The sequence below is a fragment of the Nocardioides sp. LMS-CY genome (genome assembly GCF_018732145.1).
Taxonomy (GTDB): domain Bacteria; phylum Actinomycetota; class Actinomycetes; order Propionibacteriales; family Nocardioidaceae; genus Nocardioides; species Nocardioides soli.
The window spans coordinates 394,702-411,603 of the sequence record NZ_CP076104.1 but is presented as its reverse complement, the minus strand read 5'-3'; the positions used below and the strand labels follow the sequence as shown (position 1 = coordinate 411,603).

Sequence of the window (16,902 nt, the reverse complement as noted above, 5' to 3'; positions counted from 1 at the left end):
CCGTCACTGTGGATGCTACGAGCCCGGGCGGCACCCCGGGTGCGGATCGGCCGGGCCGAGCACCAGGCCGGACAGCTCGACGAGGCGGACCGCCAGGGTGGAGGCGTCGGGACGGTCGGGCCCATCGTCGTCCAGCAGCCAGGCGCGCACCGCGCCGAGGAACCCGGCCGCGGCGTACCGCACCGCCGTCGGACTCGCCCCCGGCGCGCGCTCGGCCAGCCGGTCGGCGAGCCAGGTCTCGACGGCGTCGCGTGAGGCGGAGAACGCCGTGCCGGTGCCGATCGTGTGCCGCCACGACTCGCACTGGGCGTCGATGTCGCCGAGGAAGGCGACGAGGAGCCGGTACGCCGCGTCCGGGCCGTCCACGGTCTCGGCGCGCAGCTCGGCGAAGCGGCGCTCGATGCCGGCCACCGCGACCTCGTCGAGGCTCGCGAAGTGCTGGTAGAAGGTCGGGCGGCTGACACCGGCCTGGGCGCAGAGGGCCGAGACCGAGATGTCCCGCGAGTCGCGGGTGCTCAGCAGCGTCTGCAGCGCGTCGGTCAGCTGCGCCCGGCTGCGCTCGACACGCGGGTCGCAGGTATCTGCGGTGGCGATCGCCCCTCCTCTCGATGAGTTCGGCCCGTCGCCCGGGTCGGACCCGATGTGCCCCCGGAGGGGCCGTCTGACTATCTTACAGTTGTAAATCTCTACGAGAGGACGGTAGGACGCCGATGGCGGTGAGCACGGTCGCACCGACCGCGTCTCGTCGTACCGGCGGCGCGGACGTGGTCCGCGAGCTGGCCCAGGTCCTGGGCGCCTTCCTCCTCTACAACCTCGGCCGGATGCTCGCCGCCCAGGAGCTCGACCGGGCCGACGCCCACGCGGGCGGCATCCTCGACGCGGAGCGCTGGCTGCGGCTGCCGACCGAGGGGTCGCTGCAGGCCTGGGCGCTCGGGCACGAGTGGCTGATCGAGCTCGCGAACCGCTACTACGTCTCGGTCCACTTCCCGCTCACGATCGCGGTCCTGGTCTGGCTCTACCGCTACCGGCGCCCGGCGTACGCCTGGGCCAAGCGCGCCCTGCTGACCGCCACCGGCGCCGCGCTCGTCTTCCACGTGCTGGTGCCCGTCACCCCGCCGCGGCTGCTGTCGTCGCTCGGCATGGTCGACACCGGCCACGCCGGCGGCATGTCCATCTACCAGGCGCCGGTGCTCTCCAGCCTCTCCAACGAGTACGCCGCGATGCCGAGCCTGCACGTCGGCTGGGCGCTGCTGCTCGCGATCGTGCTGATCGCCGCCTGCCGGTCACGCTGGCGCTGGCTGTGGCTCCTGCACCCGCTGGCCACGCTGTTCGTCGTCGTCAGCACGGCCAACCACTACTGGCTCGACGGCGCCGCCGGCGCGGTGCTGGTGGTCGGCGCGCTGTGGCTGACCCGACCGGTGGGCCGGACCTCTCAGGCAGAGCCTGCACTTCTCGGCCGACGCACCACGTGAGAAGTGCAGGAATACCCGGTGCACCGGGTATTCCTGCACCTCACCAACTTCCTCAGGCCTCCGCGTCGAGAGCGGCGGCGACCCTGCGGTGGGCCTCCCAGATCTCCTCGGGCAGCCGGTCGAACTGCTTGAGGTGCTCCTCGCGGAAGCCCATCTCCTGGCGCCACCGGGCGACGTCGATGGTCAGGATCGTCTCGAGGTCCTCGGGGGTGATCTCCACGCCCTCGAGCTCGAGCTCCTCGACCGTCGGCAGCACACCCACCGGCGTCTGCCGGCCGGAGACCTCGCCGTCCTTGAAGCGGCACAGCCACAGCAGGGCGCGCAGGTTGTCGCGGTAGCCGGGCCAGCGGAAGTGGCCGTCCTCGCCGCGCTGGAACCAGTTCACGTGCGCGAAGACCGGCTGCTCCTTGGCCGCGCCGATGATCTTGAGCCAGTGGGCGGCGTAGTCGCCCTCGGCGTAGGCCATGAACGGCCGCATCGACATCGGGTCGTAGCGCAGCTGGCCGTCGACGCCCTCGGCGGCGAAGGTCGCCTCGGCGCCGAGCGTCAGGCCGTCGTAGACGCCCTCGGCCAGGTCGGAGATCGCGCGGACCAGCGGCTCACGGTCGCTGGTGCGGCCGCCGAAGATGATCGCGTCGATCGGGACACCCTGCGGCGCCTCGAAGTCGGCGGCCACGTTGGGCACGTTGGCCAGCGTCGTGGTGAAGCGGCTGTTGGGGTGCGCCCACGGCGAGTCGTCCCCGGGCTCCCGCTCGGAGATCAGGTTGCCCTTCCAGTCCCGCCAGCCGGTGACGTCCTCCGGGTGGCTCTTCGTCTTGCCCTCCCACCAGACCTCCTCGGTCCGGTCGTTGTAGGCGACGTTGGTGAAGATCACGCCGGTGCCGTCGGCGATCGAGTCGAGCGCGGTCGGGTTGGTCTTCTCGTTCGTGTCCTTGGCGACGCCGAAGACGCCGAACTCCGGGTTCATGCCGTAGACCCGGCCGTCCTCGCCCACCCACAGCCAGGCGATGTCGTCGCCGTAGAACTCGACGTGGTAGCGGTCGCCCATCGCGTCGGGCGCCAGCGTCATCGCCAGGTTGGTCTTGCCGGAGGCGCTCGGGAAGCCGCCGCAGACGTGCCAGCGCTTGCCGGTCTGCTTGTCGGTGATGCCGAGCAGCATGAACTGCTCGGCCAGGAACACCCCGGACTCGCGGCCGTCGTAGCAGGCCTGGCGCAGGCCGTGCGCGATCTTGCCGAGCAGCGCGTTGCCGCCGTACGACGAGCCGTAGTGCAGGATCGTCCGCTCGTCGGCGACCGTGGCGAAGTAGCGCTGGTCGTCGGGCGTGCCCTGGCCGAGGTTGGGCAGGTCGCCGGTGACGTGCACGGCGCGCACGAAGCTGTCGGGGTCCTCGAGGTCGTTGAGGTAGTCGACGCCGACCCGCGACATCCGGATCATGTGCAGCACGACCGGACGGCTGTCGGTGAGCTCGACACCCGTCGCGTACGGCGCGAGGGGCGATCCGGGCGGCGCCATCAGGTAGGGGATGACGTACATGGTCTTGCCCGCCGAGGCGCCGCGCATCCGCTCGGTGAGCAGCTCGGTCATCTCCTTGGCGGGCTTCCAGTTGTTGTAGACGCCCTTGTCGGCGTCCTTGCTGGTGGCCACGACCGTGCGCTCCTCGGAGCGGGCGGTGTCCTTGTGGTAGCTGCGGGAGTAGTAGCGCCCCGGCCCGGCGGGCTGCAGCTCACCCGCGTCGAGCGACTCCTGGACCAGGCGAGCGTCGTCGGCGGCGCCGACGACCTCGATCCGGGCAGGCTGGGTGATCGCGGCCCACTCGGCCACGTACTCCCTCACCCGCGGGTTGGTCAGTCCTGCCTGATCCAGCGCACTCTCCACGTCGACCATGTCAGTCGTTACCTTTCGATCCCCTCGGGCATTTGTCGGGACGGTAACCCAAGCTCGGGACGATCGCGGAAGCGGGGTAGGCCGAAAATGCCCAGAACCCAGTACAGACAGGGCTTTCGTCCTTCTCGTACGTAAGTTCTCGGCGGGTCCGTGTGACACATGGTGCTGATGTGACGCACACTGGCGGGGTGGAACGCACCCACGCGCATCGTCGACCCGTCATCCTCGGCCTGGCCGGGGCCGCCGCCCTGGGCACGGCAACCGCCGCGACCAAGCTCGCCGCGAGCCTGACCGACGGCGACTCCGCGGACCGTCCGCGCCTCGAGCTCTCCTCCGACTCGCAGGTCGGCTCGCTGACAGTGCGGCTCGGCGACGACCTGCTGCCCGTGACCGCGGACGGCTCCTGGCGCTCCCGCACGCTCGGCACGTCCACGCACTCGATGGTGGGCTTCACCTGGACCGGACGGCGCGATCCGCAGATCCGGTTCCGCTCCCGGCTCCGCGGCCAGTGGACGCCGTGGCGCCCGGCCACCGTGATGCACGACGAGCCCGACGCCGGCGCCGCCGAGACCTCCTCCACCCGGGGTACCCACCTGGTGTGGATCGGGCGGTCCGACGGCATCGACATCCGGGTCGACGGCAACCGACCGGCCGACCTCTCCCTGGTGCTGCTGCACCCGCGGCGGCTGCGCGGCGACGCGACCGTCCGGCCGCGGCTGCGCTCGAGCCGGACCCGGGGGCGGGTCAGCGGGCGCGGCCGACTGCAGCGCAAGACCGTCACCCAGCCGGCGATGCTGACCCGGAAGAAGTGGGGCGCCGACGAAAGCTGGCGATCGGGCTCGCCGACGTACAACAAGACCCTGCAGCAGGTGCACGTCCACCACACGGCCAGCGGCAACGACTACGGCGAGGCCGACGTGCCGGCACTGCTGCGCGGCTTCTACCGCTACCACACCAAGAGCCTCGGCTGGTCCGACATCGGCTACAACTTCCTCGTCGACAAGTTCGGACGAATCTGGGTCGGCCGGTCCGGCGGGCCCGCGAAGCTGGTCCGCGGCGCGCACACCCTGGGCTTCAACGCCACGTCGACGGGGATCTCGGTGATCGGCAACTACGACAGCGTCTCGCCGACCCCGCAGATCATCTCCGCGGTGGCCGCGCTGGCCGCGTGGAAGATCGCGCCGTACGGCCTCGACCCGCTGGGCAGCGCGACCGTCACCTCCGAGGGCAGCGACAAGTTCCGCGCTCGGCGGGTGGTGAGCCTGCCGGTGATCGACGGCCACCGCGACACCAACGACACCGCCTGCCCCGGTGGTCGGCTCTACGCGCAGCTGCCGGCGATCCGGCAGGCCACCAAGCAGGTGATCGCCGCCGGCAGCGCGCCGCCGCCGCCGATCGCCGAGGCGACCCCGGCCGTGGTGGGCGGATCCACGGCGCTCGGCCAGGCCCTGACCGTCACCCCGGGCACCTACAACCCGGCGGATGCCGCGGTGGCCGTCGCCTGGCTCCGCAACGGCACCGCGATCCCCGGAGCGACCGCCGCGACGTACACGACGACGGCCGACGACCTCGGCGCCACGATCAGCGTCCAGGTCACCGCGACCCGCGACGGCTACTCGGCGGTGAGCTCCACCGTGGCCGCGCCGGCCGCCGTCACGACCATGACCCGCATGAAGGTGAAGCGCAAGCGGCTCGCCCGCAAGGCCGCGATCGGGGTCAAGGTGCGCGCCGCCGGCACCACGGCCCGGCCCACCGGCACGGTGACCGTGAAGCTGCGCAAGCAGACGATGACGCTGCCGCTCAACGCCAAGGGCAACGCGGTCGCGAAGTTCCCGCTCGTCAAGCCGGGCCGCACCACGGCGACCATCACCTACTCCGGCGGCCCCGGCTTCGATGCCTCGACGACGACCGCCAGGGTCGCCGTCCTCCGCAAGCGCAAGCGGCGCAAGCGCTGACGGCTACGCCGGGGTCCGCCGGCGCACCACCAGCAGCGCCAGCCCGCCCAGCAGGGCGAGGCCGCCCACGACGTACCCGACGACGGGCACGATCGTCTCGAGCAGCCGCAGGCGCGAGATGTTGTCGCGCGCCTCGTCGACGTTGGTCTGCACCTGGTCGTCGGTGAACGCGAGGTCCAGGACGAGGATCTCACCGACCCCGTCGGCCGACCGCTCCTGGTGCACGACCTGCTTGATGATCGCGCCCGTGCGCGGCTCGATGAAGTAGTCGGTGGTCTGCGCGTAGTCGCCGGGCACGCCCTCGAGGACGTCGACGCCCTCGGCGGCCGCCTCCGCCCGGTAGTGATACGTCTCGAGGCCGTCGAACTCCTCGGTGCCCTCGTACGTCGCGTCGACGGCCGCGCCGACCACGCCGTCCCACACCGGGTAGGTCTGCCGCTGCGCACCGAACGGCCACTTGTTCTGCAGGCCCTCCTGCTGGGGGACGTCGGCCGGCAGGTAGCCATCGTTCGCGACGGTCAGCGCCGTGTGCCGGTCGGTCGCGAACGCCTCGGCCTCCGCGCTGATCAGCCGCCTCTGCGGGTCGTCGGCACTCACGCACCCGTCGATGCCACCCTCGTCGCGCACCACGCACAGCGAGGTCGCCCAGACGATCACCTCGTCGTCGGACGCCTCGGAGTCGGCGCGGTTGATGCTGTAGGCCAACACCGGCCCGACCGGCTCCTTCGGCCCACCGACCCGGGCCTCACCGGAGAGGTGCGTGGTGCTGTCGGTGTCCAGCGGCGTCCGCTCCACCTGCCCGGGCACCCAGGTCTGCGCCAGCACCGCCGCGACCACCAGGAAGGCGCCGATGCCGACGAGGACGGGGGCGAGGATCTTGCGCATGACGGGCTGGCTTTCGTGCCGGGGAAGGATGGGCTACCAGTCGGTAGCCTACGAGCCGGCCGACTCCGCGGACGCGGTGGGTCCGGACCACTAGTCACCACGACCACCGCGGCCGGTTACCAGGCCCGCGAGGATCCCCGACAGCTCGGACGGGGCACCGCCGAGTCGGTACCAGCGCGTTGACCACACGCCCCACCTGCGCAGTATCAGCTCGAGATCGCATGCGGCCGCACCACACCGAAGAGCATCTGCAGTGGCCTCAACTCGACCCCGATTGCATCGCGCTCGAGCCCGGGATGGTTGTCCACAGCCCGGCACCCGAAGGGCACGCCACAAGCTCGAGGGCCTCCCCGAACGACGCGGGCAGGTCAACCGACATCTCGAAGCCGCACCGCACTGGAGCCGACGAAAAGACCTGACCAACGTCGGGTCGGTCGGTCCAATAAGCACGATGAATCCTCAACACTTCTCCACGGTCATCGCGCACGCCCAGGTCCACACTTTGATCTTCCGCCTCCACGAAGGCCCAACCGCGGGCGGTGAGTTGACGATCCACGATGGCCCACTCGTCCACCCACCCTCGAAGCTCGAGGTGCCATCCGGGATAGCGGCGATCCAGCGCCGGTTCGGAAACGCCTCGAAGCGCACCGGCTAGCCGCGACATCAGCGCAGCGTCACCAACGACGTCGTCGACAACTTGACGAGCCCTCGCGCGCGTCAAGTCTGCGGCCATCCTGGTGGCGGGACCGACGCCGGTCGCTGAGAAGAACTTAGCCCGCTGTTCGAGATACGACGCAAGGTGAACTGGAGGTAGAGCATGTCGGAGAACCGGACGGTCCAGGGGTTTGAATCCCGTTCGATTGTCCCGATAGGGAGAGCCGCCGGCCACCCGCCGAGGAGCCTTCCTCAGCGAGGCGAGGTACTCGACCTGTGACCGATGGATCCGATGGAGTACATAGGCTTCAGGAATCGAGTTCCACGTTGCGGACAGCGATTCGAAATCAATGAAACTCCCCCACTGCTGCAGGCGCCGGTTAGCCATGGGGAATCGGTCACGGATCAACAATCGACGACCCGCCCTTGTCCTCGCGGTGTGGGGCCTGAACTGAACGACCCTGTCATCCAGACGCACCACCGACTTGACATGATGGTCCATCTGTATCCGCAATCTCGAAGCGAAGGCGTTCTCAAACGGGATCGCATCTGAGTCGGCGACGTCGAATGCCCAAGGGAACGAAACAACGTTCACCGCGTATGGGTCCGGCAAGAACTCGCGAACCGGCGAGACGAAATCATGCGGGACCCAGTACTCGTCCAGGTCGAGAAATGCGATATGCGAGAAGCCATCAGCTTCTGCCTTTTCAGCCATTCGGGCATACGCCTCGTACTGAAAATACCGACCACCAGCAATGCACGCCTCGAGCAATCCGTCTGCATTACTGAATTCTACCGACGGATGGATGGCGCTCACTCGCCTGGCGATCACCTCAGAGGGATCGTCCGTGCCATTAATCCAAATTTCGACTGCATCGAATCCGAAGTGCAGGTGGTGGAAGATCCAGTCCGCGAGGTAGGGCCCCTCATTCATTGCAACCGCGCAAAGTTTTACGGCCCGCTTCATCGAAGCACGGTATCACGCCTTCTCGGTTCCCGATCAGGCGGCGGCCTTCGGCAGAACATGAGCTCTCGGAGGGTCACAGACCCAAGACCCCGGAGAGGCAATTCGCTTGGCACAGGTTCAGACCATGGCTCCCGCTGTCCTCAGCTCAAGATCTCCACCCTGATCCAATCCACGGTCATCTGCGATCGGGTTCCGCCGACAGGGGTGTACTTATTGGACACCGCCAAGCTGTATGGGCGGTCGGCCCCTACTCGACTCACCTTGCCGTTCGGCAACGTGGTCCGATAGATGATGGTTCCTGCGGCATCGCGCGCATAGAAGAGAACGCTATAGGTTGTTGCCACCGTGAACTCGACTACATATTCGTGCCACGTCTGCCAGGGCTTGTATCCGGCAGGGAAGTAGTTGTCGGTCCTGAATGACCAGTCGATGGCCGTCGGAACTTCGGGACAAGGCTCGCTATTCCAACAGGCATGCGTAGCCACCTGCGACTTCTTGGCAGAACCCGAACGGTTCGGCCCCCAACTCTCCACAAAGTCCATTTCCCCACGCGGTGGACCGTCATCGTGAACCGACCAGACCCCAGCCAGGTTCTCACTTGAATTCGGCATAAGTGCACTCGCCGTGATTCTCACGCGAGTGCCACTGGGGCAATTGAGGGCTCCGGCGCGCCGCATGTTCGCGTTCGTGGGGACGATCAGTTGCCCTGTCCCGTTCAAGTACCCGGGCGCCCACGTGCTACCGCCAGTGACCGCCCAGCCCGCCGGTGTCGTCCCGGCGGCTCCATCGAAATGGTCAATGAATGGGAAGCATGTCGGCGTCACCGTGCGCGCGGAATCTTCTGATCCGATGTCAGACGGGATCGCGTTCGCGAGCGCTTCCCCCGTTCCCAGAGCCAAGAGACCCGCGATGGCAGCCAACGTGCAGATCTTAGTCCGAGCCAGTCGAGGTCTCCGAGAACGGCGCATGAGAATCCTGTCCTAACAGAAGGAACACGTCCTCCGAAATTGGATGTGCGAGGACACTATGGGCCGCCATGGCAGCCGTCAAGCAAGTGACGCACTTCGATGCAGGCTTCTGGGGCGATACAAGCAGTCTTCCCAGGCGGGGTTTCGACCCATATTTCGGGCGCGCGGCGGCATTGATGGCCGGATGGCCATGCGCGGTCCTACAAGACACCACCCAACCGGTCCAGCCGGCCACGATCGAGGGGCTCCAGGACCTTGTCGATCTCTTCATCGACGAGACAACCACCGACGCCCCACCGATCACTGCCTCGACGAGCGACCCTGGCCACCACCTGCCATGCCTGCCCGAAGACCTCCGGCAGCGACGGGGCCGGCGAGGCCCGCCACCACGTCCTGCACACGACATTGTCGACGACTCAACATCGACCCCACCCGCGACTACCAACCCACCGGCCGAACCCCAGGACCAGACCCCAGAAACAGAGAACCCGGACCCAACCAGGGTCCGGGTCGTCCGGGATCTCGTGAGAGATCACACTGCGCGCCCGTAGGGATTCGAACCCCAAACCTTCTGATCCGTAGTCAGATGCTCTATCCGTTGAGCTACGGGCGCATGCCGCCCTCGCGAGCGACTGGACGAGGATAGCGGACCGTCGCCGCCGGGCCGAAATCAGCGTCGGCGCCGGGGCGGGGACCCCGGGCCGGGCGGGTCCGCGCCGGCGGTCCCCCTTCGGCCCGCGAAAGGCCGAAGCAGGGGCCGTCGCGAACGCACTAGTGACGCTCAGAACCGCTCAAAACAAGGGATGTGACGCCGCACACCGGTCGTTGATCGTTCCAATGTGTGGCCCTCGACCGGGCGGGTACGGTCGCCACGTCCCGGAGCCGGGCACCAGGCCCGCACCGCTTCGGAGCGGCTCCGTCAGTCGCCGACGACGGCGCCGCCCGAGACCACCACGACTCCGACACACCGTCGATGCGCTCGACGGCCGGCGCCGGCCCGCCCACGGGCACGACCGCGAATCGCGAGAGGGAAACGAACCAGGCATGACCGCCACGCACGCCACCACCACGCCCACCACCCACCGGGGCATCCTCGACTTCGTCGAGGAGATCGCCGCCCTGACCCGGCCGGACCGGATCCACTGGTGCACCGGCTCCGACGAGGAGTGGGCCGAGCTCACCGACACGCTGGTCGCGACCGGGACCTTCACCCGGCTCGACCCCGCGATCAAGCCCAACTCCTTCCACGCCGCGTCCGACCCGACCGACGTGGCGCGCGTCGAGGACCGCACCTACATCTGCTCGGTCGACGAGCGCGACGCCGGCCCCACCAACAACTGGATGGCGCCGGACGAGATGAAGCGGATCATGCGCGGGCTGTACGACGGGTGCATGCGGGGCCGCACCATGTACGTGATCCCGTTCGTGATGGGACACCTCGACGCCGAGCGGCCGATGTTCGGCATCGAGGTCACCGACTCGGCGTACGTCACCGCGTCGATGCGCGTGATGGCCCGGATGGGCACCGAGGTGCTCGACCGGATGACCGAGCTCGACGCCGACTTCGTGCCCGCCATCCACTCGGTCGGCCACCCCCTCGCCGACGGCGAGCCCGACGTCGCGTGGCCCTGCAACGACACCAAGTACATCGTGCAGTTCCCCGAGGAGCGCGCGATCTGGTCCTACGGCTCCGGGTACGGCGGCAACGCGCTGCTCGGCAAGAAGTGCTACGCCCTGCGCATCGCCTCCGTGATGGCCCGCGACGAGGGCTGGCTCGCCGAGCACATGCTGATCCTCAAGCTGACCTCGCCGCAGGGCGTCGTCAAGTACGTCGCCGCCGCCTTCCCGAGCGCGTGCGGCAAGACCAACCTCGCGATGCTGCAGCCCACGATCCCGGGCTGGACGGTCGAGACGCTCGGCGACGACATCGCCTGGATGCGGATCGGCGAGGACGGCCGCCTGTGGGCGGTGAACCCGGAGTACGGCTTCTTCGGCGTCGCTCCCGGCACCAACGAGCACACCAACCCCAACGCCATGAAGACCATCGACAAGGGCAACTCGGTCTTCACCAACGTCGCGCTCACCGAGGACGGCGACGTCTGGTGGGAGGGCCTGGAGAACCCGCCGGCCCGGGCCACCTCCTGGACGGGCCAGCCCTGGACGCCGGAGTCCGACGAGCTCTCCAGCCACCCGAACAGCCGCTACTGCACGCCGATCAAGCAGTGCGACATCCTCGCGGCCGAGTACGACGACCCGCGCGGCGTCCCGATCGACGCGATCCTCTTCGGCGGCCGCCGCAAGACGACCGTGCCGCTGGTCTTCGAGGCCCGCGACTGGACCCACGGCACCTTCCTGGGCGCGACCCTCTCCTCGGAGACCACCGCCGCCGCGGTCGGCGCGGTCGGCGTGGTGCGCCGCGACCCGATGGCGATGCTGCCCTTCATCGGCTACCACGCCGGCGACTACTTCGGCCACTGGATCTCGGTCGGCAAGGACAACGACGCCGCCAAGCTGCCGAGGATCTTCTACGTCAACTGGTTCCGCCGCGACGACAAGGGCGACTTCCTGTGGCCCGGGTTCGGCGAGAACAGCCGCGTGCTCAAGTGGGTCGTCGAGCGCATCGACGGCCAGGCCGCCGCGGTCGAGACCCCGATCGGGCACGTGCCGGCGCCGGGCTCGCTCGACACCGACGGCCTCGACCTGAGCGACGAGGCCCTGGCCGCGGCGCTGCACGTCGACGCCGAGGAGTGGCGGGCCGAGCTCCCGCAGATCCAGGAGTGGTTCGAGAGGTTCGGCGACGACCTGCCGGCCGTGCTCTGGACCGAGCTCGACGCGCTCCGCGCCCGCCTCCAGGGCTGAGAGCGGCCCCCTCCGTACGCCGTACCCACGAGGGCCCCGTCCACGGACGGGGCCCTCGTCCTGGGCCCCTGTGGGAGGATCGTGCCCACACGGGACGTGGGGAACGGCCAGGAGGGGATGTGGGGACATCCGACGCGGGGGACCGCGCGCTCTTCGAGACCGCCGGTGCGGCGCTCTACGAGGAGATCGTCAGCTCGGGCGGCATCGTGGCCGGAGAGCCACGAGTCGTCGCGGGCGGTGATCTGCACGACGCGTTCGAACAGCTCCGCGAGATGGGGCTGGTGCGGCTCGACCCGGACAATGATCGCTGGGTCGCCGAGGACCCGGGGCTGGTCCATGGACGCGTGGTCGCGCCGCTGAGCCAGCAGGGTGCGCTGCTCCTCGAGGAGTCGCTGCGCTGGGCCGAGGCGCTGAACACGGTCAGCCAGACCTGGCGCAAGGCGCCGGAGGCCTCCGAGCGGGGCCCGTTCCGCTACCTGCACGGCGACACGATCAACGCGTTCCTGGGGACGCTGGGCGCCGAGGCCGAGGAGGAGGTGCTCACCGCGCAGCCGCAGAGCGGGCGAGACACCGGCAAGGGCCTCGAGGAGTCGCTGCAGATGGAGCGGGCGCTGCTGGAGCGGGGCGTGCGGATCCTCACGCTCTACCAGCACAGCGCCCGGCGCAGCACCGCCACCCGGGAGTACGTCGCGGCGCTCAGTCCGCTGGGCGCGGAGGTACGCACCCAGGACGAGTTCTTCAACCGGATGATCGTGGTCGACCGGCGGACGGCGATCATCCCGTCGCCGCAGGACCTCAAGATCGCGCTCGCGATCCGGGAGCCGACGATCGTCGCCTACCTCGTCGACGTGTTCATGCGCTCCTGGGAGCGGGCCCGGCCGTTCACCAGCCAGGAGGCCTCGGTCGTCAAGCACATCGCCGACGAGCAACGGGCGATGACGATGCGGATGCTGATCGAGGGACACTCCGACCCGGTCTCGGCCAAGCGGCTCGGCGTCAGCCCGCGCACCTACGCCGGCTACGTCGCCGACCTCAAGGAGGAGTTCGACGCGGAGACCCGCTTCCAGCTCGGCTACTCGCTGGGTCGGCTCGGCCTCCGAGCCGAGGCGGATCCGGCGGAGGACGGCACCGGGGACGGTCCAGGCGAAGACTGAGGGCAGTGGCCCGGGGGCGGGCCACTGCCCTCTATCAGTGAGGCTGGCTCTGGGGGGTGAGCCTCGGAGCCGGGCAACGTGGGGGGTGTGGCCGGCTCCCGCCTCAAGAACTGCGTCTCGGTCAGCGGCGGACCGACCAACCCCAGCTCATGTCAGCGTGTGCCGGAGCCGAGATCCCCAGCAGGCCGACGCTGAGGGTCGCCGAGGCGACCACGAACGCGATCTTGCGCGCAATCTTCATGTTGACCCACCTCATGTACTCATCGGACCCCACGGATGGTCCGGTGCCACCCATGATCCGGGATGCCCGCATCCCTTCCGAGCCAAACGATGCCTCAATTAAGTGCAATGCAACTTCCTGCAAACTCCTGCAGCGCCGCCGCGGAGCGCGGGACGCAGGCGAGGAGAGCGCGGGTCGGAATCGACCATACAACGCCTCGACCCCCTCCGCGCAGAGGCGCGAAGGGGGTCGGATCACTGGCGGAGGCGGCGGGATTTGAACCCGCGAGAGGGGTTTGCCCTCAACCCGCTTAGCAGGCGGGCGCCATAGACCGGACTAGGCGACGCCTCCCGACAGCCAGCACAGGCTACAAGGAGCCACCGGCGGGTGCCGAATCAGGGCTCGGATCGGGGGCTGGACCGGCGCCCCGGTCCAGGCCGGGTCACGACAGCGGGGTCAGGCCCTGGCCGCGCTGGAGGTGGCCCTGGAGGACCCGTACGAACTCCTCGCGGTCGACGTCGAGCAGGCTCACCGGAATGGTTGTGGTGCCCCCGTCCGCGAGCCTCAGGACGACGACCGGCAGCCCGTCGGACGCCGTCGTCACCGCCTCCCGCACCTCGGTCCAGGCCGCCGCCGACGTGCCCGCGCCCCGCACCAGCCGCACCCGGTAGCCGTCGGGGCCCAGGTGCACCACCGGCAGGCGCCGGGTGAGCAGGTTGCCGGCCACCAGCACCCCGACGACGCCGATCAGGGCCACCAGCACGAGCACCAGGAAGGGCAGGCTCGCGACGGCGACGACGACGGTCGTCACCACCAGCAGCACGGCGAGCACGACCAGCAGTCCGCCGACCAGCCGGGCGGCGAAGGCGGGCGCGAACCGGAACTCCGACACCTCGGGCACGGCATCGGGTCCGGGACGGGAGCCGTCGGGTGCAGCGGACATGGGTTGATTGAACAAGACACCGGATTCGGGGCCGACAGCGGGTTGTCGTCCGGCCACCTGGGAGCGACACTCGTAGTCCCCCACCGCTCCGGGTCACCGGGAGGTTGTCATGGCCGTCACCACTACGGGACTCCCGGCCGCACTGCTGGGCCTCGGCCAGGCGCTCGACGCCTACGGCCGGCCCGAGGTCTCCGTCGGACAGTGGCGCTGGCGGGTCCGCCAGGGCCTGGCCGCCGTCCGCGACGCGCTGGTCGCCGAGACCGGCACCGGCACCGAGGCCTGGACCGCCGCCCGCGAGGGCAGCGTGCTCCGCGAACGCAACGCCCTGCTCGCCCGGATCGGCACGCTCGGACCCCACGTGCTCCAGCACCCCGATCCTGAGGCCGTCCGCGCGGAGCTCCAGCGGCTGCTCGTCGACGTCGGCCACCACGCCCAGCGGCTCAGCGACCTGGCGTACGACGAGGTCGAGCTCGAGCTCGGCGGCTCCGAGTAGGCCGGTCGCCCACCCCGGCCTGGGGCGGGCCCACCGAGATCGGCGCCCTACACTGCTCGGGTGCCCGGGCCCCGGCCCGGCCACGGAGGGGTGCCGGAGTGGCCGATCGGAACCGCCTTGAAAGCGGTCGTGGGGAGACCCACCGCGGGTTCGAATCCCGCCCCCTCTGCTTCAGCTGCCTCAGGCCGAGCTTGCGAGGCCTGAGATCCAGCAGCAAGCTCGAGGAGCCGCGCGACCTCAGCTGCCTCGGCCTGAGCCTGCGAAGGCCGAGACCCAGCAGCAAGGTCGAGGAGCCGCGCGACCTCAGCTGCCTCAGGCCGAGCTTGCGAGGCCTGGGACCCAGCAGCAAGGTCGAGGAGCCGCGCGACCGACGGAGGAGGTCGCGACCGGCGTCTCGAGACCAGGCCGTCAGGGGCCGTCAGGGGCCGTCAGACCGTCAGTCGGCGACGATCTCCAGCAGCGCGTCGCCCTCCTGGACGACGTCGCCGGGGGCGACCTTGACCGCGCGCACCGCCCCGGCCGCCTCGACGAGCACGGGGATCTCCATCTTCATCGACTCGAGCAGCACGACGGTGTCCCCGGCCGCGACCCGGTCGCCCGGCGCGACGGCCACGCTCATCACGTTCGCCACCATCTCGGCCACGATCTCGGTCACCTGTTCGCGGGGCATGCTCAGAACCTAGACCGTTACCTCGTAGTACGCCGTATCTGACCCGCCCCGTCGCTGCTCCTCCGGGCGTGACCACGCTCCGCCTCCGTCTCGCGCTGGCGACCGCCGGCGACGTGCCGCAGCCCTACGTCTGCGACGACCTCGACGCGACGGTTCGCCTGGACGCCGACGTGTACGTCGGCACCGCGGTCAGCAGCCCGCGCCAGCGCGAGGCGTGGTGGCGCAAGATGCGGGAGGCGGGGCACGAGACCTACCACCGCCACGGCGACGCGCCGATCTCCACGCGGCTGCCGGTGCAGCACTCCTGGACGGGCGCCGTGCGCCTCGACGTGAGCGTGCCGACCCAGGTGCTCGGACCCCGGTGCTCCGGCCGCCGGGTCGAGCGGGCCCGGGCCCGCGGCGTCACCAGCGTCGTCGCGGCCGAGGTCGGCGCCTGCGCCCCGGCCTACCACCCCGAACAGCTGGTCGCCGCCCACCGCGGCTCGCTGTGGGTCGCGGTGGTCCCCGCGCCCGGGATCGACGTGGTCGTCGGCCCCGAGCTGCTGGTGCCGGCCGGCGAGCTGCACGCCGGACCGGTGCTGGCGGTCGACCTCGAGCTGACCGGGCGACTCAGAGCAGGGCGCGCGTGCGCGACGGCTCCGGACGCAGTGCGGCGGCCTCCTCCGCCCGTCGCCCACGCCGACCGCGCGGCGCGGTGAAGGCGAGGTCGATCCGGATCACCACGTAGCCGATCGCCAGCCCGACGATCGCGCCGTAGGTCACCGCGAGCACCGACTCGGTGAGCGCGACCGCGGGGTTGACCAGCGCCTGTGCGACCGAGACCGTGGCCGCGACGCCGAACGCACACACCCACCAGCCCTGTCGGCGGCGGGCCCGCATGTGCACCCCCCAGGCCAGGGCGGGGATGCCGAGCACGGTCTCGAGCGGCCGCGGGAACGCCCCCAGGTTGTCGCGCGACCAGACGACGACGTCGAGCAGGTTGCCGACCAGGCCGGGGGTGCCGTAGCGCCGGAGCAGCTCGGCGTAGGCCAGCGTGATCGCCAGCACCCCGGTGCCGAGCAGCACGATCACGAGCCCGCGCCGGCCCAGGCCGTGCAGACCCGCGCCGAGCCGGTAGACGAGCGCGAAGGAGCCGAGCAGCGACAGGCCGAGCGTGGCGTACTCGAAGCGCACGACCGTCACCACCGGCGCGAAGCCGACCGTGGCCATCGCACCGACGGCGGCGAGCACGACCGCGATCACCACCTCGCGGACGGCGCCAATGAAGCGGACCGCGGGGACCGTCGCCATCACCGCGAACACCGACGCGACCACGCAGGTCAGCACCGCGGCGCCGGTGCGCAGCGACTCGTCCCCGCTGAGCACCGCGGCGAGGCCGAGCACGAGGGCGAGCAGCCCGACGACGACCGGCCGGCCGCCGCTGCGGACCGCGAGCGCCCAGGAGTACGCCGTGGCGACCGTCACCGCGCCGGCGCTGCACAGCCAGCCGGGGCCGACCTCGAGCAGGCACGAGACGAGCGCGCCGACGCCGGCCAGGACGACGGCCGACCAGAGCACGAACGGCCACCGGGAGCGGGCCAGCTGCTCCCGTCCGGTCAGCCGGCGCGGCCCCAGCCCGACGGCGCGGACCGGTTCGACCGCGGGGGTCGGCTCGGGCCCGGCGACCGGCCCGGGCGCCGGCTCGGGGGCGGGTCGGTCGACCGGGGCCGGCAGCGCCTCGACAGGGGCCGGGTCCACCGGGGTCCGCCGTCCGTCGCGGCGCCGCGACGGACGCGCG

Annotated in this window: 14 protein-coding genes, 3 tRNA genes and 1 pseudogene; 7 read left to right on the top strand and 11 right to left on the bottom strand. The window is 70.3% G+C overall.

From position 1 onward, the window contains the following. Positions 1-15: 15 nt before the first annotated feature. Positions 16-411: a hypothetical protein gene (locus tag KM427_RS25400; RefSeq protein WP_252274964.1), complete on the bottom strand. Its 396-nt coding sequence runs from the start codon at positions 409-411 to the stop codon at positions 16-18. 63 nt (positions 412-474) lie between these two features. Continuing rightward, positions 475-732, bottom strand: a pseudogene (locus KM427_RS25820) (hypothetical protein); the annotation flags it as partial. Here KM427_RS25820 and KM427_RS01935 point away from each other — a divergent pair. After that, positions 717-1,472 (top strand): phosphatase PAP2 family protein, encoded by a 756-nt coding sequence (locus KM427_RS01935; protein WP_215526070.1) that lies wholly within the window; start codon positions 717-719, stop codon positions 1,470-1,472. The pseudogene KM427_RS25820 and the gene KM427_RS01935 overlap by 16 nt on opposite strands. Positions 1,473-1,524: 52 nt before the next feature. Here the strand turns inward: KM427_RS01935 and KM427_RS01930 are convergent, their stop codons facing one another. Further along, entirely contained in the window at positions 1,525-3,306 is a 1,782-nt protein-coding gene (locus tag KM427_RS01930) for a phosphoenolpyruvate carboxykinase (GTP) (RefSeq protein ID WP_252274961.1), read from the bottom strand. Positions 3,307-3,545: 239 nt separating this feature from the next. Between KM427_RS01930 and KM427_RS01925 the strand changes: the two genes are divergently transcribed. After that, positions 3,546-5,312 (top strand): N-acetylmuramoyl-L-alanine amidase, encoded by a 1,767-nt coding sequence (locus KM427_RS01925; RefSeq protein WP_215526069.1) that lies wholly within the window; start codon positions 3,546-3,548, stop codon positions 5,310-5,312. Between the two features lie 3 nt (positions 5,313-5,315). On the opposite strand, the gene pgfA is transcribed toward KM427_RS01925, so the two are convergent. The 4 genes from pgfA to KM427_RS01905 all read right to left on the bottom strand — a co-directional run bounded on the left by pgfA (position 5,316) and on the right by KM427_RS01905 (position 9,399). Next, positions 5,316-6,197, bottom strand: coding sequence for a cell envelope lipid trafficking protein PgfA (gene pgfA, locus KM427_RS01920; RefSeq protein WP_215526068.1), 882 nt, complete (start codon positions 6,195-6,197; stop codon positions 5,316-5,318). Between the two features lie 259 nt (positions 6,198-6,456). Next, on the bottom strand, positions 6,457-7,818 hold the full coding sequence (locus KM427_RS01915; RefSeq protein WP_215526067.1) for a glycosyltransferase family protein: 1,362 nt from the start codon (positions 7,816-7,818) through the stop codon (positions 6,457-6,459). A 140-nt stretch (positions 7,819-7,958) separates the two neighbouring features. Beyond that, positions 7,959-8,360, bottom strand: coding sequence for a hypothetical protein (locus tag KM427_RS01910; RefSeq protein WP_215526066.1), 402 nt, complete (start codon positions 8,358-8,360; stop codon positions 7,959-7,961). Between the two features lie 966 nt (positions 8,361-9,326). Beyond that, positions 9,327-9,399, bottom strand: a tRNA-Arg gene (locus KM427_RS01905). Between the two features lie 431 nt (positions 9,400-9,830). Between KM427_RS01905 and KM427_RS01900 the strand changes: the two genes are divergently transcribed. Both KM427_RS01900 and KM427_RS01895 read left to right on the top strand, forming a co-directional pair. Next, on the top strand, positions 9,831-11,645 hold the full coding sequence (locus tag KM427_RS01900) for a phosphoenolpyruvate carboxykinase (GTP) (RefSeq protein ID WP_215526065.1): 1,815 nt from the start codon (positions 9,831-9,833) through the stop codon (positions 11,643-11,645). A 119-nt stretch (positions 11,646-11,764) separates the two neighbouring features. Next, positions 11,765-12,799: a phospholipase D-like domain-containing protein gene (locus KM427_RS01895; RefSeq protein WP_183592332.1), complete on the top strand. Its 1,035-nt coding sequence runs from the start codon at positions 11,765-11,767 to the stop codon at positions 12,797-12,799. A gap of 478 nt (positions 12,800-13,277) precedes the next feature. Here KM427_RS01895 and KM427_RS01890 read toward each other — a convergent pair. Together KM427_RS01890 and KM427_RS01885 are read right to left on the bottom strand one after the other, a co-directional pair. After that, positions 13,278-13,370: transfer RNA gene (locus tag KM427_RS01890), tRNA-Ser, on the bottom strand. 91 nt (positions 13,371-13,461) lie between these two features. Next, the gene (locus tag KM427_RS01885) at positions 13,462-13,962 is read right to left on the bottom strand and encodes a hypothetical protein (protein ID WP_183592331.1); all 501 of its coding nucleotides are present in this window, start codon (positions 13,960-13,962) and stop codon (positions 13,462-13,464) included. Between the two features lie 109 nt (positions 13,963-14,071). Here KM427_RS01885 and KM427_RS01880 point away from each other — a divergent pair, with 109 nt between their 5' ends. Continuing rightward, on the top strand, positions 14,072-14,455 hold the full coding sequence (locus tag KM427_RS01880) for a hypothetical protein (protein WP_215526064.1): 384 nt from the start codon (positions 14,072-14,074) through the stop codon (positions 14,453-14,455). An 84-nt stretch (positions 14,456-14,539) separates the two neighbouring features. Continuing rightward, positions 14,540-14,624: transfer RNA gene (locus tag KM427_RS01875), tRNA-Ser, on the top strand. Between the two features lie 267 nt (positions 14,625-14,891). Here the strand turns inward: KM427_RS01875 and KM427_RS01870 are convergent. Beyond that, positions 14,892-15,125, bottom strand: a complete 234-nt coding sequence (locus KM427_RS01870; protein WP_183592329.1) for a biotin/lipoyl-binding carrier protein — start codon at positions 15,123-15,125, stop codon at positions 14,892-14,894. Between the two features lie 68 nt (positions 15,126-15,193). Here KM427_RS01870 and KM427_RS01865 point away from each other — a divergent pair, with 68 nt between their 5' ends. Then, on the top strand, positions 15,194-15,823 hold the full coding sequence (locus KM427_RS01865; protein WP_215526063.1) for a hypothetical protein: 630 nt from the start codon (positions 15,194-15,196) through the stop codon (positions 15,821-15,823). Here KM427_RS01865 and KM427_RS01860 read toward each other — a convergent pair. Next, a complete protein-coding gene (locus KM427_RS01860) occupies positions 15,735-16,862 on the bottom strand; it encodes a hypothetical protein (RefSeq protein ID WP_215526062.1) in 1,128 nt (375 codons plus the stop codon). The two genes, KM427_RS01865 and KM427_RS01860, sit on opposite strands and share 89 nt — an antisense overlap. Positions 16,863-16,902 lie beyond the last annotated feature (40 nt).

Excerpts from the sequence above, each read along its gene's own strand:
- pgfA (WP_215526068.1), bottom strand. The coding sequence starts at position 6,197 with ATGCGCAAGATCCTCGCCCCCGTCCTCGTCGGCATCGGCGCCTTCCTG.
- KM427_RS01915 (WP_215526067.1), bottom strand. The coding sequence starts at position 7,818 with ATGAAGCGGGCCGTAAAACTTTGCGCGGTTGCAATGAATGAGGGGCCC.
- KM427_RS01910 (WP_215526066.1), bottom strand. The coding sequence starts at position 8,360 with ATGGACTTTGTGGAGAGTTGGGGGCCGAACCGTTCGGGTTCTGCCAAG.
- KM427_RS01900 (WP_215526065.1), top strand. The coding sequence starts at position 9,831 with ATGACCGCCACGCACGCCACCACCACGCCCACCACCCACCGGGGCATC.
- KM427_RS01885 (WP_183592331.1), bottom strand. The coding sequence starts at position 13,962 with ATGTCCGCTGCACCCGACGGCTCCCGTCCCGGACCCGATGCCGTGCCC.
- KM427_RS01880 (WP_215526064.1), top strand. The coding sequence starts at position 14,072 with ATGGCCGTCACCACTACGGGACTCCCGGCCGCACTGCTGGGCCTCGGC.
- KM427_RS01870 (WP_183592329.1), bottom strand. The coding sequence starts at position 15,125 with ATGCCCCGCGAACAGGTGACCGAGATCGTGGCCGAGATGGTGGCGAAC.